13 protein-coding genes and 1 rRNA gene are annotated in these 16,376 nt (G+C 46.5%); 6 read left to right on the top strand and 8 right to left on the bottom strand.

The window, feature by feature from the left end:
* Positions 1-87, top strand: a 5S ribosomal RNA gene (gene rrf / locus SB847_RS16230); the annotation flags it as partial.
* A 95-nt stretch (positions 88-182) separates the two neighbouring features.
* Here the strand turns inward: rrf and SB847_RS16235 are convergent.
* The gene (locus tag SB847_RS16235; RefSeq protein WP_173602744.1) at positions 183-1,394 is read right to left on the bottom strand and encodes an MFS transporter; all 1,212 of its coding nucleotides are present in this window, start codon (positions 1,392-1,394) and stop codon (positions 183-185) included.
* Between the two features lie 228 nt (positions 1,395-1,622).
* Here SB847_RS16235 and SB847_RS16240 point away from each other — a divergent pair, with 228 nt between their 5' ends.
* The 5 genes from SB847_RS16240 (at position 1,623) to SB847_RS16260 (ending at position 7,616) form a co-directional block, all read left to right on the top strand.
* A complete protein-coding gene (locus SB847_RS16240; RefSeq protein WP_410578036.1) occupies positions 1,623-2,891 on the top strand; it encodes an aspartate aminotransferase family protein in 1,269 nt (422 codons plus the stop codon).
* Positions 2,888-3,838 carry an inositol monophosphatase family protein gene (locus SB847_RS16245; protein WP_410578038.1) on the top strand — a complete coding sequence of 317 codons (951 nt, stop codon included), beginning with the start codon at positions 2,888-2,890 and terminating at the stop codon, positions 3,836-3,838. The genes SB847_RS16240 and SB847_RS16245 overlap by 4 nt, the downstream gene beginning before the upstream one ends.
* The gene (locus SB847_RS16250; RefSeq protein ID WP_044802661.1) at positions 3,813-4,859 is read left to right on the top strand and encodes a zinc-dependent alcohol dehydrogenase; all 1,047 of its coding nucleotides are present in this window, start codon (positions 3,813-3,815) and stop codon (positions 4,857-4,859) included. Before SB847_RS16245 ends, SB847_RS16250 begins: the two co-directional genes overlap by 26 nt.
* A 231-nt stretch (positions 4,860-5,090) precedes the next feature.
* Complete coding sequence (locus SB847_RS16255) at positions 5,091-6,524, top strand: SulP family inorganic anion transporter (protein WP_410578040.1); 1,434 nt, start codon at positions 5,091-5,093, stop codon at positions 6,522-6,524.
* A 150-nt stretch (positions 6,525-6,674) separates the two neighbouring features.
* Complete coding sequence (locus SB847_RS16260) at positions 6,675-7,616, top strand: bile acid:sodium symporter family protein (RefSeq protein WP_099567254.1); 942 nt, start codon at positions 6,675-6,677, stop codon at positions 7,614-7,616.
* Here the strand turns inward: SB847_RS16260 and SB847_RS16265 are convergent.
* The 7 genes from SB847_RS16265 to SB847_RS16295 all read right to left on the bottom strand — a co-directional run bounded on the left by SB847_RS16265 (position 7,605) and on the right by SB847_RS16295 (position 16,343).
* Complete coding sequence (locus SB847_RS16265) at positions 7,605-8,357, bottom strand: alpha/beta hydrolase (protein ID WP_410578042.1); 753 nt, start codon at positions 8,355-8,357, stop codon at positions 7,605-7,607. The two genes, SB847_RS16260 and SB847_RS16265, sit on opposite strands and share 12 nt — an antisense overlap.
* Positions 8,354-9,364: an iron ABC transporter permease FeuC gene (gene feuC, locus SB847_RS16270; RefSeq protein WP_032872817.1), complete on the bottom strand. Its 1,011-nt coding sequence runs from the start codon at positions 9,362-9,364 to the stop codon at positions 8,354-8,356. Before feuC ends, SB847_RS16265 begins: the two co-directional genes overlap by 4 nt.
* 1 nt (position 9,365) lies before the next feature.
* Positions 9,366-10,373 carry a FecCD family ABC transporter permease gene (locus SB847_RS16275; protein WP_410578043.1) on the bottom strand — a complete coding sequence of 336 codons (1,008 nt, stop codon included), beginning with the start codon at positions 10,371-10,373 and terminating at the stop codon, positions 9,366-9,368.
* Positions 10,374-10,392: 19 nt separating this feature from the next.
* Positions 10,393-11,349 carry an ABC transporter substrate-binding protein gene (locus tag SB847_RS16280; RefSeq protein ID WP_410578045.1) on the bottom strand — a complete coding sequence of 319 codons (957 nt, stop codon included), beginning with the start codon at positions 11,347-11,349 and terminating at the stop codon, positions 10,393-10,395.
* 87 nt (positions 11,350-11,436) lie between these two features.
* Entirely contained in the window at positions 11,437-13,032 is a 1,596-nt protein-coding gene (gene btr / locus SB847_RS16285) for a bacillibactin transport transcriptional regulator Btr (protein WP_045206526.1), read from the bottom strand.
* Between the two features lie 137 nt (positions 13,033-13,169).
* Positions 13,170-14,414 carry an exo-beta-N-acetylmuramidase NamZ family protein gene (locus SB847_RS16290; protein ID WP_174737893.1) on the bottom strand — a complete coding sequence of 415 codons (1,245 nt, stop codon included), beginning with the start codon at positions 14,412-14,414 and terminating at the stop codon, positions 13,170-13,172.
* Between the two features lie 15 nt (positions 14,415-14,429).
* Complete coding sequence (locus SB847_RS16295; RefSeq protein WP_410578048.1) at positions 14,430-16,343, bottom strand: glycoside hydrolase family 3 protein; 1,914 nt, start codon at positions 16,341-16,343, stop codon at positions 14,430-14,432.
* Between the last annotated feature and the right edge of the window lie 33 nt (positions 16,344-16,376).

Here is a 16,376-nt window from a genome sequence, read left to right on the forward strand (position 1 = left end):
CGTTCCCATGCCGAACACGGAAGTTAAGCTCTTCAGCGCCGATGGTAGTCGGGGGTTTCCCCCTGTGAGAGTAGGACGCCGCCAAGCTATCTTAACCCAGTTCATCATGAACTGGGTTTTTTATATGAAAGATCACATAGATATATAAAGCTAATGCCTTTCAAAGGCATTAGCTTTTTTGTTTACATTGATTTTGCTTTGCTGTTGTGATGTTGAAGATTGTTTGATTTTATTGTCTCAAGCATTCTTAAACTGAACACAATCAGCAGCATAAGGAGCATCAATGCAGTAAACAGCCAGAACGCAGTTTGTGCGGGATATTCATCTAAGCTCCAGCCGACGGCGATCGGAAGGAGTGAACCTCCTAATCCGTTTGAAGCGAGCAGAATACTGGTAGTCGTTTCTGTCTTTCCGGGATAAAAATGATTCGTGATGATTAGGGCTATTGCAAACATGCCTGCCATGAACAGTCCTAAAAAGAAGCAAAGGGCAAAACCGAACCATACGTTTTTGCTTAATGCTAATACGGTAAGTGCAGCCAGACCGCCAATGCTTATGAGACGGAGATAACGGTGATATGTCAGCTTTTCTGATACCGGGCCTGTTAATAACCTTCCGATGATCATGCCCGTCCAATACACTGTAACTGTTATCGTTGCCAAAGAGTTGGGGATATCCCATTTCTCAGCGAAGATGGAGGGGATAAAATGTACAATGGAAACTTCACTGCCGCCGTAAAAGAAGAAGTAAGCACCCGCCAAGGCAATAAACAGCAATCCGTGTGACCGATAACCGGTGCTTTCTTTTTTAGTGTCATCGGAAGAGACCTCTTTGCGGATGAGAAGCTGATCAATACTGCCGAAACTCATCTGCTTCCATGCAATTAATAGTGCAAAACTGGATAACCCTAATACTAAAAAAGCAATTGTCCACATGTGGTTGTTGATAAGAAAGCCTGAGAGCAGAGGCATGAACAGCGCACCTAATCCGTAGGCCACTTCCATCTTGCTCATGGCCACAGCCTGTCTTTCTTTAATAGCGGTGAGGATGATCGTGCCTACACAGGATTCCACCAATCCGGCGCCAAGCCCCGCGATGCTGACGAGAAGAAATAGCAGCGGCCAGGGCGGCAGGAAGGTGATGAACATTTCACAGCTGATGAGTGCCAGGCCAAAGATAACGACGTTTTTGCGCCCAAGCTTTTTCACCATGTAAGGCATTCCGATGACACCGATGAGAAAGCCCATGAACTGAGAGAATACTAATACACCGCCATTACTGTAGCTTTGTGAATAATGTGTGAGTAACTCAGGCAGTACGGCTCCCAGAATAACAAGTGTAAAAGCAATCGATCCGTAAGAAAAACAGCTTATCCACAGCAGACGAGTTTTCATCATTTTATCTCCTTATTGGTAAAATCATATTTCTCTCTACTCGTATGACATGATGTTTTTACAAAAAATCCAATTATTGTTACTATATCACATAACTTTTTCTCGTACATCCCTTATGGTAACGTTAACAAATTGTTAACATTTTTTACAAGAAAGATCGTTGACATTATTTTCAATAATTTATACGATAAAAAGCGAAATTCTAATAATTTCATAGGGGTGGTATTTGTGGGAACGAAGGAAATCACGAATCCAGACAGCTTGTATTACAGTGTTGACGATGTAGTAATGGAGCGCGGAGAAGGGATTTACCTGTACGATCAAGAGGGAAATGAGTACATTGATTGCGCCTCTGCCACGTTTAACTTGAATTTAGGATACGGTAACAAAGAGGTCATTGATACGGTTAAAGAACAAGCCGATAAACTGATCCATGTAACATCATCTTTTCAAACAGACGCCGTAAATAAACTGGCAGAAAAACTAGCAGAAATCGCCCCCGATAATCTCACAAAAGTACACCCTAAAGTCAGCAGCGGTTCCGGTGCAAATGAAGGAGCTATTAAAATGGCTCAGTATTACTCCGGAAAAACCGATGTCATCTCCTTATTTCGAAGCCACCTTGGACAAACGTATATGACTTCCGCTTTGTCCGGCAACTCATTCAGAAAAGAACCTTTCTCGCCACAAATTTCTTTTGGCCTGCAAGTCCCCGATCCCTATTGCAGCCGCTGTTTCTATAATCAGAAACCTGATTCATGCGGTATGCTGTGCGTAGAAAGAATTAATGATTTTATTGAGTATGCGAGCAATGGAAAAATTGCCGCCATTATTATTGAACCGATATCCGGAAACGGTGGAAATGTCGTTCCGCCTAAAGAGTATTTTAAACAGCTGAGAAAGCTTTGTGATGAACATGATATCGCTCTGATTTTTGATGAAATTCAGACCGGATTCGGACGGACGGGCAAAATGTTTGCCGCGGACCACTTCGATGTGAAACCTAATATGATGACGGTAGCAAAAGGGCTCGGGGGCACAGGCTTCCAAGTCGCGGCCACTCTGACGGAGGACAAGTATACCGGGCTTCCGGGGTATACGCACTCCTTCACGTACGGCTCAAATGTGATGGCCGCCGCTGCCGCGTGTAAAACCATAGATATTATGCAGCGCCCGGGATTTTTGGAAAATGTAACGACTGTCGGTCATTATATTATGGATCGCTTAGAAACGATGAAAGAGGATTTCGCTTTTATTTCTGAGGTAAGAGGCGTCGGTCTTATGATCGGTGTGGAGATTGTTAAAGAGAACAATGAACCGGATGTGGAGCTGACCAATTATATTGCTAAACGGGCAATGGATTACGGGCTGATTCTCCGGACATCCCGTTACGGATTCGGAAATGTATTTAAGATCCGTCCGCCTTTAACCATAACACTTAGTGAAGCCGAAGTGCTCTGCTACAGACTTCGTAAGCTATTGGAGGAAATCAAGTGAGAGACTATATCATTGGGCTTGGACAATTTGTTTATCAAAAGGTGAAAAATCAAAAAGGCACACTGAAAAACCGGCTCGTAAACGGCTATTCCCCGGGAGGCGACGCCCAATTTAACATAGACGCCGCTGCTGAGGAGGCGGTGCTGGATTATATTCAAGAAAAGGGCCATCCGGTTGCTTTTTACACGGAGGATGGCGGCCTGAAGCTGATTGGAGAAGATCCGCAATATACTTTAATTGTAGATCCGATAGACGGAACGCGCCCGGCCGCCGCGGGACTTGAAATGTCGTGTATTTCGATTGCGCTTGCTTCGTATAAGCCAAACGCAAAGATTAAGGATATCGAATTTGCTTTTTTACTTGAATTGAAATCAGGCGCTTTTATGTACGGTGATATATACAGCGATGCCATTCATTTTGAAGGGTATCATGGAGAATTGCCGAATTTGAGCGGAGTGCGGGATATTAAAAATATGTTTTGGAGCCTTGAATTTAACGGGCATCCGGCGCAGCTGATGACGGACGCATACGGCCATCTGATTGACCAGTCAGCCAATAATGGCGGGGTTTTTGTGTTCAACAGCGCTTCTTATTCGATTTCACGAATTATTACGGGGCAGATGGATGCTTATGTGGATATCGGCAATCGTCTGCTGAAAGATGATCCGAAGCTGCTTTCAGATTTTCAGCAGGTCGGGAACGGGCAGGTGCTGCATTTGTTTCCTTATGATATTGCCGCAAGCGTCTTTTTGGCGAAGAAGGCGGGAGTGGTCATTACGGATGCATACGGCCGGTCTTTGGACGAAACACTTCTGACAGATTTAAGTTATCAGAATCAGCAATCATGTATTGCGGCATCAACGAAAGAGCTTCATCAAACATTGTTAGACCAAATCCGCTGGGGCAGAAAGGAAGAGAAATATGAAGGCGTTGGTCTGGACTCCTAATGATAAGCTTGAATATCAAGAGGTGGACGAGCCTCAAATTCGGAAATCCAATGATGTGAAAGTGAAAATTTTCGGCACTGGTATCTGCGGAACGGACTTAAATGTGCTGAAAGGAAAAATGAATGCAACCCATCATATGATTATGGGGCATGAATCGGTGGGAGCGGTCGTGGAAATCGGACCGGACGTAACAAATGTAAAAGTCGGAGACCGCGTCGTGATAGATCCTACGCAGTTTTGCGGGAAATGTCATTATTGCCGGAGAGGGCTGACGTGTTATTGCGAAACCTTCGAGGATTGGCAGCTCGGAATCGGAGCGCACGGAACGTTTGCGGAATATTACGTGGGGGAAGACAGGTTCATGTACAGAATTCCGGATTCAATGGAATGGGAGCGGGCCACATTGGTTGAGCCTCTCTCCTGTGTACTGAATGTTGTGGACAAGGCTTCGATTCAGCCGCAGGACTCGGTCTTGGTTTTGGGCTCCGGACCGATCGGACTGCTTGTGCAAATGATGGTGAAAAAACTGGCGCGATTGACGGTTGCGACTGAAATAGGCAGTTTCCGAAGCGAGGCGGCGAGCCGGATATCGGATTATGTCTATCACCCTGAAGCATTAACCGTGGATGAAGTGAAACGGATTAATCAAGGAAGAAAATTTGATGTGATTTTTGACGCCATCGGTAACCAGCTTGATTGGGCTTATCCTTTCATTGAAAAGGGAGGCAGAATCGTGCCGATGGGCTTTGATGATACGTATGAGATGACGGTCAGGCCGTACCAGCTGCTGTCAAACGGCGTAACGATTGTGGGCACAGGTGAAGCCCGCCAGATCATGGAGGCTGCGTTAGCATGCGCGTCCGACCTTCCGCAGCTCTATGATCTTATTACGGAAAAGACGGAACTGAAGAATTATGAAGAAGCCATTGATCATCTCATGGGCATCGACCCGGTGACAAAAGAAAGAAAGGATATCAGCGCAATAAAAACGATTCTTGTGTCTGATCCGGAACTTTTATAAAAGCGGAAACGGCTCCAGTGAGAGTCGTTTTCTTTTCTTATTTATACGGTCTTGCACATTTCTTTAAAGTTTAATATGATACTCTTTGTTAACAATTCCTTTCCTCAACGACATTATACTCTGAGCGTGTCTTCTTTTTCCTCGTAAGCTTGCCTCATATTCCACAGATGAAAATCAATGTTTCCAACTGATAGGGTGCGGATTTTTATAGTGAAAAGGAGTCGTTATCATTTGAAAGATTATACGTTACAGCAGCAATGGTTCGGGAATGTCCGTAAAGACATTCTGGCCGGTATTCTGGTTGCTCTCGCTCTGATCCCTGAGGCGATCGGATTTTCAATTATTGCAGGTGTCGATCCGATGGTCGGCCTTTATGCATCATTTTGTATCGCGATTATTATTTCTATCTTCGGCGGCAGACCGGGAATGATTTCAGCCGCTACGGGTTCAATGGCGGTTGTCATGGTGACATTGGTGGCTGATTACGGGCTGCAGTATTTGTTTGCGGCAACCATTCTGACAGGTATTATTCAATTTATTCTTGGTGTCAGTAAGATCGCGAAATTGATGAAATTTATTCCGCGTTCGGTCATGATCGGATTTGTGAATGCTTTGGCGATCTTGATTTTTTCTGCGCAGCTGCCGCAGTTCAAAGGAGCTTCATGGGTCATGTACGCCATGCTTGCCGGATCACTGGTTATCATATATCTATTGCCGAAGGTTACGACGGCTGTGCCGTCTCCGCTGGTGGCGATTATTGTCATGACGATCATTGCGGTGGTCTTCCATGCTGATGTCCGCACGGTCGGTGATATGGGCGGGATTACAAGTTCACTTCCGCATTTCTTGATACCGGATGTTCCGTGGACGTTTGAGACATTGCGGATTATTTTCCCGTATTCTCTGGCGCTTGCATTCGTCGGATTGCTTGAGTCGTTGCTGACGGCCCAGATCATTGATGAAATGACGGATACGGATAGTGATAAGAACAAAGAAAGCCGCGGACAAGGCATCGCCAATATTGTGAACGGATTTTTCGGAGGCATGGCCGGATGCGCCATGATCGGCCAGTCTGTCATTAATACGAAAGCCGGCGGACGCGGCCGGTTATCGGCTTTTACGGCCGGCGCGTTTTTAATGTTTTTAATTGCCGTATTAAGCGGTATCGTCGTGAAAATTCCGATGGCTGCGCTGGTGGCCGTGATGGTTATGGTGTCCATCGGCACGTTCGACTGGTCATCGATTAAAGGTTTGCGGAAAGCGCCCCTTACTGATTCGGTCGTTATGGTTATTACCGTCGTGACGGTCGTCCTGACAAATGATTTATCAAAGGGTGTCTTCGCAGGTGTGCTGCTAAGCGCGATCTTTTTTACGGCGAAAATTTCTAAGCTGAAGATTGTGTCACATTCCGAACAGAAAGATGTCAGAACATATAAGGTAACGGGACAGATCTTTTTTGCTTCCGTGTCTGAACTGATGAATGCCATCGTTTATGATGAAGATGTGAAGCGGATTGTCATTGATTTGACCGATGCCCATGTGTGGGATGATTCGGGAGCGGCAGCTCTTGAGAAAATTGTCGCCAAATGTAAAGAATACGGAATTGAGGCTGAATTAAAGGGATTAAATCAGAAAAGCCGAGATTTAATGAAACAAATGGCATAGAATTTGTGAAGTCCGGATGAATATATCCGGGCTTTTTTTCGGTTAAATTTGTGGGTTTGCATTGTTATAATGAATGAGATTTGAAAACCGTATATAGGAGACTTGCATATGATGTGGCTTCAGAAGTTGAACCAAGTGTTGGGGAGAATCATGCCGCTTTTGACTCCGTCAAGTGTGGCGGCGGGTGTGCTGTTATCTCAGCATATCAGCTGGATGGCCGGCGCTGTGCCGTGGATATTTGCATTTATTACATTTACGGGCAGTCTGAGTGCCAATTTTCAATCGCTGAAGCGCAGTATCGAGAAGCCGCTCCCCATGATCATGGCATTGTTTGTTCTGCATATTTTCATGCCTGTTTTTGCATGGGGAAGCGGCCATCTGATTTTCAGCGGTGACCCTTTAACTGTGACGGGTCTGATTATGGGTGTGGTGATTCCGACCGGAATTACGAGTTTGATTTGGGCTGCGATGTATAAGGGGAATGTCGGATTGACGCTGTCTATTATCCTGGTTGATACCGTCCTTTCTCCTTTTATCGTACCGTTGAGCCTGTCTGTCCTGGCCGGGGCGAATGTTCAAATGGATGTGTGGGGAATGATGAAAGGACTGGCGGAGATGGTGGTGATTCCATCCATCGCAGGGATGATAGTCAACCAGTTTTCCCCGCCGGTAAGGACTCAGGCGATAAGCCGGTCGCTGTCTCCTTTTTCAAAAATCTGTCTGATGATTGTCATTGCCATTAACAGTTCGGAAATCGCGCCGTATGTCACGCACGTGGATATCAAATTTGCGGGCATCGCAGGCATGGTATTTTTTATTGCCATGACGGGTTATGCCGTGGCTTGGCTGATCGGAAGACTGATGAAGCGGAGCCAGGATGAAATCGTGTCTCTGATTTATACAGGGGGCATGCGCAATATCAGCGCCGGAGCCGTTCTCGCCGTGTCTTTCTTTCCGTCTCAAGTGGCGGTTCCGGTCGTCATCGGGATGCTTTTTCAGCAAATCCTTGCCGCTTTGTTCGGCTATTTGCTGAGACGCTTTGAACTTAAGCCGGTCGTGATGAAGTATGAAAAAAACCGCTCAGCTACGTGAGCGGTTTTTTCCGTACAGCCAGCTTAGTGCTGCATTGAATTGTCGTTTGAATGCTTCTTGATGGTGCACGGTGCCTTTTTCAACAGTGAAAGAGAGCTGAGATTGAGAAAAGCCTTTTTGCCTCAGGCTTTCATGCACGTCTTTATTTTGTCGGATCATGGTGTTTTGGATGTTGTTTTTATGCTCAGCTTCGCGGCTGCCGACAGACATATAGATACGCTGCCGTGCCGGACGCAAAGATGCGGAGCGGACATACTCTGCTGATTTTTCATACCAGAAGGAACCGGAAATACAGCCGATTCTGCCGAATATTTCAGGCTTCTGTAACATCGCGTACACCGAAAACAGTCCGCCTAATGACGCGCCGATCAGGCCTCTCGTTTCCGAATGTGCAGAAATGTGATGCATATCTTCAACAGTGGGAATGATGACATTTGTCAGCTCCTCGAGAAAGAGCCTCCCTTTGCCGCCGAAATCATGAAACGCAGGGCTCAGGGAAGGCGCGGGCCACGGCGTGTACTCATCGAGCCTGTCAGCCGGTTTGATGCCGATGAAAATCAATTCGGGAAGTGTTCCGTTCGCAAATTGGGATTCAAGCTTATCCATCTGTTCTAAAAACAAAGAACCCCCGTCCAGTACGTATACACAGGGTAAAGCTTTTGTTTGAACCGAATAGGAGGGAGGAAGATACACAGTGCATTCCTTTCCGTTTATCCAGTGTTCTGTAAGGGTGCCTCTCATGCATCCAGCCCCTTCTTCTGCTTAAACAGAAGAAAAAAGAAATAAGGAACGCCGAGAATCGCAAGAATAATTCCCGCCGGCACTTCTGAAGGCTGAAAGAACAATTTGCCCGCAAAGTCGGCGGATATGACGAGGAGCATACCGACCAATCCGCTGACCGGTAATGAGTATCTGTGCTCAATCCCGGCGAGCCTGCGGGAAATATGGGGCGCGATCAGTCCGACAAATGCCATGCTGCCCGCTGCGGTTACACATGCGCTGATCAAAGCGATGCAGGCAATGAGTAAAATCGTTTTTTCTTTATTGGTTGAAACACCGAGGCTTTTCACTGTGTCCTCATCGAAACGAATGGTATCCAGCAATGACGTTTTCGCCATAAGAAGAGGAATGAACAAGATCAGCCACGGAAGGATCGCCGTAATGGTCATCCAGTTTGCCGACCAGATGCTGCCGTTTTTCCAAACCATCGCCATCTCATAATCCTGCGGGTCCATTTTTAATGAAAGAAATAAAGACAGCGCGCTGAACCCGGAATTCATGGCGATCCCGACGAGAATAATTCTGCCCGATTCCAGATGCCCCCGGTGCCAGGCGAAAATATAGATCAGCACGGCCGCCATCAATCCTCCGATGAGGCCGAAGACAGGCATACCCATCGCAGAGGCAAGTGCCGTCGCTTCAGATTGTCCCTGAAACAGAAGCATAAACGTGACGATTCCGGCTCCGGCTCCTGCATTAATGCCCAAAATACCGGGATCGGCAAGACCGTTTTTGGTAATGGCCTGAATAACGGCTCCGGCTATCCCCAACCCGAGTCCGATGGCAGCAGCCATGACAATGCGCGGCAGCCTCAGCTGAAACAGCAAAATGTCATATTGCGGATTCGGATGGATGCGGAAAAGCGTACTGAGCAGTTCACCCGGCTTTGCGGAAAAAGAACCGCTTGTCATGCTGAAATAGCTTACGAGCAATATGAGAGCAATCAGAATGATATAAATTCCGGCCATTTTACGCACCACGCTGATCCCCTCCTTTTCTTTTAATCAAATAAAGAAAGAAAGGAACACCGATGATAGAAGTGACAACTTCAATAGGCGTCTCAAACGGATAATTGATGAATCGGCTGGCAAGATCGCAAAGGGTCATGAAGACGCCGCCGATGATGCACGCGCATGGGATCAGCCTGCTGTAGTCCGATCCGACGAGAAAACGTGTGATGTGCGGAACGACCAAACCGACAAAGGCAATTTTTCCAGCGAGTGCCACCGAGCTTCCGGTCAATATGACAACGGCTGCCATCGCCATGAGTTTGATGGTTCTTTTCTGCTGTCCCAGACTTTTTGAAATGTCGTCTCCTAATGATACGGCAGTGACCTTTTTGCTGAGAATCATGGCCGTGATGATTCCGATTGCAAAAAACGGGACGGCCAGTTTCAAAAAATCAGGGTTCATTTGATGCAGTCTCGCACTGTACCAAAAACTGAGATCCTGCGAAATTTGAAAATAAATCGAAAGCGCAGCCGACAGACTGCTGAGAAGCATACTGGTCACCGTTCCGATAATGGCAAGCTGCACCGGGGTAAAACCGCCGGGAAGAATGGAGGCCAGCCCGAAAACAAGAGCGGCGCCGAATGCGGAACCGATAAACGAGTATATGATCATTTCAATGGATGTCGATTGAGGGAGCAATACCATGCAAAGGGTGATGATAAAAGCGGAGCCGTCCGACACACCCATGATCGAAGGCGAGGCCAGATAGTTCCGTGTGATTCCCTGCATGAGTGCTCCGGAAACAGCAAGGGCGGCGCCGATAAACATAGCGCCGGCAGCCCTCGGGATTCTTGAATGCCATATGATCTGATGGTCGGTATTCTCCGGATTAAAGTGCAGCAATGCGGAGAACACGGTATGGAAGTCAAGCTGCTTTGCGCCGTATAAAACGGAAAGCAGCAGTGACAGAACAATGGCAATCGGTGAAGCAATGATAATAATGTGTGTCCGCCGTTTTGCATACATGTGAAAAACCTACTCTTTATTAGTCTTGAGTCAATTTGTCAGCCGCAACCTGTAAGAAGCGGATTTTACTCCAAGCGGTTCCGCCTTGGGCTAATGGATCGATCGTATTGACGTATACATGGTCTTTTTTGACTGCCGTCAGGCTCTTCCAAATCGGATTTTTCTCTAAGTCTTTCAAAGCGTCCGGCTTATCTGCGTTTTCGTCATCAGAGAATTGTACGAAGATGTGGTCAGGGTTCATTTCGCTTAATTTTTCAAGAGAAATCAGTTCCTGCGCTTTCGCCGCTTTGACTTCGTCCGGCGCCTTCAGACCTAAATCACCGTAAAGCGTGGAGTTGAAATATACTTGTTCAGGATAAATATAAATATTGCCTTGTCTGATTCTGATGACCAGCGCGTTTGACTGTTTCGCTTTGCTGTTGATCTTTGTTTTTGTCTTTTTCAGATCCTGTTCGTAATCTGCGATGATTTTTTTCGCTTTTTTCTCTTTATCTGTAAGCTGGGCGAGCAGCATCATGTTTTCTTTCCAGTTTGATGAGATATGAGAGACAGGGATCGTTTCAGCGGTGCCGCTCAATTTTTTCAACGTTTTTTCCGGGAATTTGGTTGATGCCAGAATGACGTCCGGCTGCAGCTCAAGAATTTTTTCCATATTCGGCTGCATTTTTTCTCCCGTTGATACGGATTTATCTGTAATATCTTTAAACAGTTCCGGGAATTTGCCGGAGAAAGAAATTGCTCCTGCCGGATGAACGTCAAGCAATTTGGCGTCTTCCATTGATTCTACGCTGCCTGTAATGGCGATTTTGTCAGTCGGCGTTTTGACTTCATATGTTTTTCCGAGATATTCGATTTTCTTTTTATCTGAAGAAGCGTCCTTTCCTTTACTTGCTGTATCAGATGTTTCTGAGCTTCCGCAAGCCGCGGCCGTGAAAGCCAAAAGCAAAATCATGAAAGCGAATGCCAATTTCTTCATCTATTGTTCCTCCTGTTCAATTGATAACTATTATCAATTGGAATTATAGAGAAGGAACAGGGATAAGACCATGGATAATTTCCGGTATTACCATGGACGATCTTCGGATAAAATGGAAATGCTTTGCTCGATCATCCGCTGATGTCCGCTTGGAGAATATTCAATCCACGGGTCAGATGATATGGGAAACACGCGTTTATTGCTGACGGCTCTAAGGTTCTGCCATATTCCGGTCTGCTGAATCCGCTGAAAATAACGAAGCGTTTCCGGTTCTTTACAAGTGAAAAGCATGATGCAGTCAGCCTGGCAATCCGCCAGCATTTCCAAGGAAATCTTTTCGTCAGGAGCAAAAGATTCCGGTTTTGCGGAGGCAAAGCCTAAATCACCGAAGAAGACATCCTCAATACTGTTGTTATGGGCGATGTACATATTTTCTTTATATACACGGATAAATAAGAACCGCTGATGCCGCACGTGTTTAAGAGCATCTTTCGCTGAATGGGCGAGACTTTGATAAGCTTTAAGCCAGTGCCGCGCTTCCTGCTCTTCATTCAAATATGCGGCTGTGCGAAGAAACTGGTCTCTCCAATTCTCTTGAGCCGGAAGGTAAAAAACGTCAGTGATGTCATTCAGGCGCTGTTTTTCTTCTTCACTGACAGAATCAAGACTGAAAATGATGTCCGGGGCAGCTTGGGAAAGCGTGTGCAAGTTCTCTTCCCAATTTGCATTATAGCGGTAAGCACTCAGGTGAACCGGAATATCAGAAGAGAATTGTTTGTAATAATAGGCCGTCCATTTCGGGTGCAGCGCTGCAGCGTAAGGCACGTGATGCAGAGGAATCAGATGCCCCATCGTTTCTTTTCCGTAAGCGGCCATTTTTGTGCGCCTTTTTTTCATATAGCTTGTAGGTGAGCTGCCGGTATGTTTTTTAAAGATGCGGCTGAAATAAAATTCGTCCTGGTAGCCGATTTGATGAGCGATTTCCCGCAGTTTGCAGTTTGCCTTGGCCATCAGTTTTTTCGCATTGGTTATGCGGATGTCTGTGATATATTCGGTTACGCTCTGCCCGTATAGTTTTTTAAAGGTTTCACTGTAATGCTTGGGACTGATTCCCGCCATATGAGCGAGCTGGGTGAGCGTGATTTTTGTGTCGGACTGAGCATGTATGAATTGTTTTGTCTGTTCGATCGCCGCTTTCGTATTATTTTGATGGCATACTTTTGCGGCATAAAGGTCGTACATCAGCTGCTGAAAGTCGGCTGTATATTTCATTTTCTGCAATGCATCCGCCGATCGCACGTTTTCAGAAAGTGACTGAAGCCGGCTTGTCAAATGATCAACCGTTTGTAAATTCATTTGCTGAAGTCCGTGGAAGATGTCTTCCCCATTATCCGGAAGCATCGCTTCATCATCTGATGAATAGGAGAAAACACGGAGTCTGACGATATACAAATGGATGCCGCCTGACGATATAGGGGCAATATTGAATGTCTCATCACAAGGACAGATGTAGAGCGTTTCCTTCTGCAGCGGAAAGCTGTCTGTTCCGATATCAATTTGTCCCTCGCCTTTCACATGAAAGATCAATACGGGGGAATCAGTGAGCTGATGCTCTGACAGAAGGTCGGCTGTTTTTTTTACGGAGATGATATCAATGGGCTGAAAGAATAATGTGTTTTTCATGAGAAACCACCTTTTAGGAAACATTCATTTAAATGATAACTGTTATCATTTAAATTGTACCAAATAAATGAATGTTTTCCTATAAAAAGCGGAAATGTGAAATGCGTCAAAATGTTACACGTGTAACACGAATGTTGTCAGTATATGAGGTATTGTTTTCTTAGAGTTTTGAATTGGTCCAGCCGGCGTTGATATGTGCCGGTGATGTCTTCAATGGAAGCGCCTTTTTCTATTTTTTTGCGTACCCAGCCGTTACCGATCAGCTTGTCAAAAGAGCCTGTCGGCAAGAAGGAAAAGTCATTCGGATATAAGTCATGCATGGTTTTCAGAATGGAAAGCCCTGTTTTTGCCGCTTCAAATGTGTTTCTGTTTGTTACGTAGACTTGAACGCCGTGGCACAGCTTGCCCTGGTGCTTGGAGAAGCTGGGGGTAAATGATGCGGCTCTGAAGGCGACGCCCGGAAGCTTGAGACTGTTCAGGCGTTCTTCGAGCTCAGTGCTTTTCATATAAGGCGCGCCGATAAGTTCAAACGGCTTTGTCGTGCCCCTTCCTTCGGATACGTTTGTGCCTTCGATTAGTCCTGTCGCCGAATATGCGAATATGCTGTCCGGGGTCGGGATATTAGGCGAAGGGAGGACGAACGGCAGACCGGTATCTTCAATTGTCATCGTCCGCTTCCAGCGCTTCATTTTTACGACGGTGAGGTCGGCGCCAATATGAAACTCTTTATTGAATAAAAGAGCAAGCTCACCGATCGTCATGCCGTGCTTCAGCGGGATCGGATATAGTCCGACAAATGAAGCGTAATCCGGTTCAAGAACCGGGCCGTCCGGATTTCGTCCGCCTTGCGGATTCGGCCGGTCCAAGACATAAAAAGGAATGCCTTTTTCTTTGGCCGCTTCCATGGCATAGGCCATTGTATAAATGTAGGTGTAGTATCGTGTTCCGACATCCTGAATATCGAAAATCAGCACATCTGTATCTTTCAGCATGTCAGGCGTTGGTTTCCTCGTTTCCCCGTACAGGCTGTAGACGGGAAGCCCTGTTTTTTCGTCTATATAGGATGTGACTTTGTCTCCGGCCTGGGCATCGCCGCGGACACCGTGCTCCGGTCCGAATAATGCCGTTAAATGGATGTCTGGTGCCTCATACAGCACGTCAACGCTGCTTTTCAATGAATTGTTCACACCGGTCGGGTTGGTGATCAGCCCGACCCTTTTTCCCTTCAGTTCCTGTTTATAATCTTTCAGCAGGCGGTCGATGCCTGTTTGGATGCTTGGTTTCTTGGCGGTATGAAGGTTTCTGTCAGAAGCCGCCGAGACTGCCGTCATAGCACTGATGACGACTAATCCGGCAAGAAGCGCAGCCGTTTGTGTTTTCATGATCTGTCCTCCTGTTTAAAGCGGTTTTCCGGTCTTCAGATTGATACCGAAACCATAAGGATAGAGTGTCGTTCCCGGATGAGTGACGGAAGGAATGTCAGCGGGCAGCCTGCCTTGCGGTTTTGTCTGTCCGAATATCGCTTCAACGCCTGCCGGAATGTTTGGCTGGAGAAATTGTCCGTCTGTATATCCTTTAAAGCCGTAGACTGCGATAAGGGCTTCAGCTTCTTCAAAGTTCGCAGCGTCATATGGATTACGCAGGCTCATCAGCACAAAGGGTTTTTTGTTCGATTGTGCGGCTTTCATGACGGCCCGCGGAAATGCAGTCGTCCACTTGCCGGGATCTGTGACGGAATCGTCAATGACGCCGTCGTTTACGACAGGATCATTTTTTACGACATATGAGCCTGTAATCACGTAATCAGCGTCGGATACCAGCTTTTTGTGCTCATCATGAAATGTGCGCTCGGCGAAGTTCATTTTACTGATGGTTACCGGCCGGATTTTTTTCTTCTTGATGAGCTGCCGAATGGTTTGTTCCATTGACGCTGTTTGATCTTCATAAGGAGCGGCAATGAGAACGCGGCTGTTCTTTTTCGGTTTGAATGGGAGCGTGCGGTTTTTGTTTTGTAAGACGGTGACGGACCTTTCCGCGATTTGTTTTTCAGCTTTCAGGTGATTTTTGCTGCCGACGGTTTTCTTTGCTTTTGCAATCTTCTTTTTCAGATTTGTCTCTTTCGGTGCGGGATATATCCCTCGTTTTATTTTCAGGGAAATGATGCGTTCCGCTGATTTGTTAATTTGCTGCAGCGGAATTTCACCTTTTTGTACCGCCTTTTTTAAAGCGGAATGAACCCGGGCAAAGCGGTTTTCCGTTTGCAGCGATGTCACTTGGGCCGGCATCAGGGCAATATCGACTCCTGCTTTTACTGCCATGACGACCGCCTCTTCCTGGCCGAAATGATCGGCAATGGCTTTCATATTTAATGCATCCGTAACGATGACACCGTTAAATCTCATTTCCTCACGGAGAAGATGAGTCATCACTTTTTTCGAGAGTGTGGCGGGTACGAGAATGTCTGAACCGTCCAGCTTGCTTTTATAGGTTGTATCGTCAAAAGCGGGAAATTGCACATGGGCTGTCATGATCATATCAGCTCCGGCCTGAATGGCCTTCCGGAACGGATAAAGTTCAATCTGACGCAGTCTTTCTTGATTGTGGGTGACAAGCGGAAGGCCGTAGTGGCTGTCGACATCCGTGTCACCGTGTCCCGGGAAATGTTTGACGGCGGCAGCGACATCCTGCTTTTGCTGAGCCTTCATTGAGGCAAGGCCGAGTGTAGCTGTCAGATCACGGTCTGAACTGAACGACCTGACGCCGATGACAGGGTTTCCGGGATTATTATTGATATCGAGAACGGGAGCGAAATTCGTATTAATGCCCAGTGCTTTCAGTTCTTTGCCGATAATGGCGCCGGTCTGGGACGCGTAGGCTGTTTTTCTCGCGGCTCCGAGCGCCATATTGCCTGGGAAATGAGTACCTTCACCAAGTCTGGTTACGATGCCGCCCTCCTGATCAATACCTAATAATAGCGGAATGTCAGGGCTCGCCTTTTGAAAGGCATTTGTCAGGCGTACCGTTTGCTCAGTGTTTTTTACATTTTCTGCAAATAAGATAACGCCGCCGAACCGGTACTTTTGAATAAGCCCTGCGACTTCATCATTCATTTGGGTAAGAGCCTCAGGTGATGACTGCCCCTTTTTTTGCCAATTGCGAAAGTCAGGCATGAGCATCTGCCCTAATTTTTCATCTAATGTCATACGGGATACCGCTTGTTCCGCCTGTGACGGAATGTCCGGTTTTGTCGATGCATGATGCGTGCCGAAAACAATGAATAACAGTAATACAGCTGAGATGACAAGTTTCATGATGGTGCCCTCCTGCCGTCATAGTTTGGACAA

This window comes from Bacillus sp. SIMBA_026 (genome assembly GCF_046535335.1).
In the GTDB taxonomy this organism is placed as follows: Bacteria; Bacillota; Bacilli; order Bacillales; family Bacillaceae; genus Bacillus; species Bacillus velezensis.